Origin of the sequence: Phyllobacterium sp., assembly GCF_037994425.1 — a bacterium.
Taxonomy (GTDB): domain Bacteria; phylum Pseudomonadota; class Alphaproteobacteria; order Rhizobiales; family Rhizobiaceae; genus Phyllobacterium.
The window spans coordinates 1-3,345 of record NZ_JBBNAM010000334.1 but is presented as its reverse complement, the minus strand read 5'-3'; the positions used below and the strand labels follow the sequence as shown (position 1 = coordinate 3,345).

Sequence of the window (3,345 nt, the reverse complement as noted above, 5' to 3'; positions counted from 1 at the left end):
CCTGTTGAGATTTTCCGAACCCCAACAGGATAAGCCGAAAGGCTGGAGGCGTGACTGTCCCTCGATCATCACCTGCATCTCAGTGATCCGTTCTCTCCAGAGGCGACCTCTTTCATGTCACCTCCTTTCAGCTAAGAAGGAATCACAAATCGGCCGATTCGAGAACCTGAATCAAAAAACGGGCGACGCGCTTTAGCCACACGCTCTCGTGCGCCTACTGACGGGCGTCATACGAGCCACCATTGGGTGTTGCTGTAGCCTCTGCGAGCTTTTCACGAGCAAGGCGCTGGAGTTCTTCCCCGTCGTATGTGCCTTGTTGCCACAGCGTCGTTAGTAGGATCGCGATTGCAGCGACTGCTCTTCGGTCTCGCTCGACACCGTTCTCACGGCACAAAGTTTTCAGCGCGAGTTTGATGGTGGAGGAATTAGGAACCATTTGCAGGTCTATGCCCATCAGTTACTTACCTTCCGAGTGCTCAAGCCTCGCGATCGTTCCATGGACATCGCCTCACGATTAGACCTGCTTATTTTTCTCGGCCCAAACTCTGTGCTCGCAAAAGGACTTTCCTGGTCGGCGGGACCGGGAAGTCCTTGATCTGTCGCCGCGCGGGTCTTGGGCTGTGCGACTCGCATCAACCAAGATTGCCTGTCATTGTTCGCTGAAGAAATCGGACTGGAGCCTGAATCTCGTTTGGACTTTAGTCTGACGGGCGCTCCCGCAGTCATCCATAGGCAAGCGTCTCAAACAACGGCTTGGTGTTTGCTCGTCGTGGACAGAATAGTACCCCGTCGGCGTGGGGGGCCAAGCGGGGCTCTTAGGCATTGCAGTGTGAGAAGGAAACGGCGGAGGTGGAAGATTGCCGTTCCATCCGCTCAAACGAATGAAACTGCGTTTGGTTCCGCCTGGCGAACTACGCATCCGCATTAACGCGGATGTTGGATTTTTCCGCCGCCGTGATGAAGGTGGCTCGCGCTCCCTCGGCGTTGGACCATGTTTCTAGCGCACTTGCGCATGCGGCGCGAGCCGCTTCCCAACCGTCGTTCCGCTTATCGTCCGGCCATCTGTTGGCAAGTATCTCGGCCATCTGCTGAACATTCGTCACGACGCGGTAGCCGCCTGGCTTTACGTCGATCGCTACTCCGAGCGGGCGGATATCCATTGGCTTCAACATCTCATCCTCCAATTTTACCCAAGACGATACAACCTAGAAGCCTTCCCGGTGGTGGCTCTAGCGCCGACGACTAGCTTTGAGACTTTACGCTCGAAAAGCTTGAACGTGTTTAAGTCGATCAGCAGCTCGTCGTTTGCTGTCATAGAGCCTCGCCAACAGCGCAATTTCCTGGTCCGTTGGCAAACCGTTTGCCCGTGTTCGATTGAAAACGGCTACCTGTCTGCACAGCCGCCGGTCGATTATTGCAACGACGCGTTCGGCAAACCTCAGATCCCTGTCGCGAAAATGTGTGTTTTTCATCGAGTAACACCAGTTCATATTCAAATGCCAGCGGGACACCCGCCTGCGGCGCTGGAGCGGAACTGCGGAGACTTTCAGGTCTGATCGCGAGCGTTAAAAGCATCCGGCCGATTAGCCGCGCTTCCGCCCTCGTTTGTCCAGCGATCAAGAGAATGGTCCGCCGTCGCCTCAAACATTTCCTCGCCACCGGCGACGCCCCTGTCTCTAGCAATTAAAGCGATCCCCAGCTCCTCTTCACTGACTATCCCCTTCCGGACCAGGCGCAGAAGGAACCTCGCCGCCTCAAGTGTTTCGCTGTCCATCTCAGTCCCCGAGCAGCGATATCCCGCTTGTTCAAGCACGCCTTCCAGCATCGTCATGTCTGTTGCATCAAGATATTCGTGGGGGTGTTTGGAAGACATATGGTCCTCCTTTGGTTGGGGCGAAGGTATTCAACCTTTACGCAACGGCGCCCGCTTCAAATGCCATTGACAAAGGAATCCTACGCGCTCGCTGGCGACATAGCAACGAGTTTCATTCTGGGGCTTCGAACTAGAGGTCCTGTTGCTCGACCTCAAGACGGAACCGGATCGAACCCTCTAGTTCTTCGGCAAAACCGAGTGCGGACTGAAGAACGGTTCTTTCATTCAAGGCGATTGATCCTTGATCCATAACTAAGATCGGCAATTCTATCTTGGCCGCGGTCGCGGTCATGCGAACATTAAATAGAAGTTGTCCACCGGGCCGCTCCTCAACCTTCGCCAATTCGAGACTTGCCATTGTCACGCTCCATGCTGGCAACCACTCGTCGCCAGATCACATGAGATCCGATATAGATGCCTCACCGCTCCCGGCCAGCCTACCATAGAGGATTTTCGCACTGAAAGTGGGTCGGTGGTCTCTCGCCGCGAGCTGCTGCTGGTCTGCACTGCAGTCAACCGCCCAAAGCGCTCTTCCTCAAGGAGACCCAAAGACGACGAATTTCTCGATCTGCGCTCGCTGAAAATAGGCGTGATCCATATTGCGAGTGCAACACCGCTGAATGTTGTTCCCAGGAAGGAAATTCCCGGCCAGCCGGACCGCGCGTAGATTGCAGTGGCGGCGCCTGCCGGCGCCCGAAACTCTTCACGATGGCCGACCGTCCGCTGCGAGGACACCCAACACGAAGAACGGACATTAGAGTTCTTGCCGCGCGCCCTATGCCAATTGTCGCCAGCTCAGCCCAAAAATCCAGAAAACCATCCCGCAAGGAGCGCCAAGGCTGCTACCATAACAACCAGTATGAAAACTCCGCGACCGTGCTTCGGCGGTCTCCCGGAATAGCGATCAGGGTCAGCCATCGTACTCGTCTCCAAAAATACGCCTTCGCTGAGGTCTGGGATGTCGACCCAAACCGGACATAGAGGCGCTATTTTTCTGGGCAGCGTTGCGCCAATTGGTGTTTGCATTATCAGGCCGAGCCGGTGCGAAGCATCGGAAGCGCCTCTGCGAATTAGCGTTGGCAGCAAAGCCCTTATGCCGGGCTCCACCCACTACGCTCGGCAATGCTTGAGCACGACCGTGTGACAGTTACGCGACGCGAGAAGTCAAATCGCAGATCTGGGATTGCGACGAATTGTCTGAGGTGGTTGTCCCAGCGTCCGGCGAGAAGCGTGAGCCGCCCTCCGCGCGGCACGGTTAGGGTTTCAACCTAAACGCGGGTTGAACTATCGCCGATCGGCGTCGTTGGCCGCCAACCTTTCCCGCGCCAGTTCAAGCTCCTTCTTCTGGGAGCTTTTCGAGAAGTTAGGTCTTGCTTTCCACCTCAAAGCCACCAAGCTCTTCGATTGGCAATTGAACCTCCGAAGCGACATTGCCTGGTGCGCCGTGTCCGCTGCGCAGCTTAGCGCGAGCG

At 56.1% G+C, this 3,345-nt stretch carries 4 protein-coding genes; all 4 read right to left on the bottom strand.

Translation table 11 applies throughout. From position 1 onward, the window contains the following. Positions 1-214 precede the first annotated feature (214 nt). Entirely contained in the window at positions 215-454 is a 240-nt protein-coding gene (locus AAAB35_RS22040; protein WP_340670410.1) for a hypothetical protein, read from the bottom strand. A gap of 457 nt (positions 455-911) precedes the next feature. Next, positions 912-1,172 (bottom strand): DUF982 domain-containing protein, encoded by a 261-nt coding sequence (locus AAAB35_RS22035; RefSeq protein WP_029867362.1) that lies wholly within the window; start codon positions 1,170-1,172, stop codon positions 912-914. Between the two features lie 374 nt (positions 1,173-1,546). Then, positions 1,547-1,873 (bottom strand): hypothetical protein, encoded by a 327-nt coding sequence (locus AAAB35_RS22030; RefSeq protein ID WP_113113688.1) that lies wholly within the window; start codon positions 1,871-1,873, stop codon positions 1,547-1,549. A 130-nt stretch (positions 1,874-2,003) separates the two neighbouring features. After that, positions 2,004-2,231, bottom strand: coding sequence for a hypothetical protein (locus tag AAAB35_RS22025; RefSeq protein ID WP_018860069.1), 228 nt, complete (start codon positions 2,229-2,231; stop codon positions 2,004-2,006). Between the last annotated feature and the right edge of the window lie 1,114 nt (positions 2,232-3,345).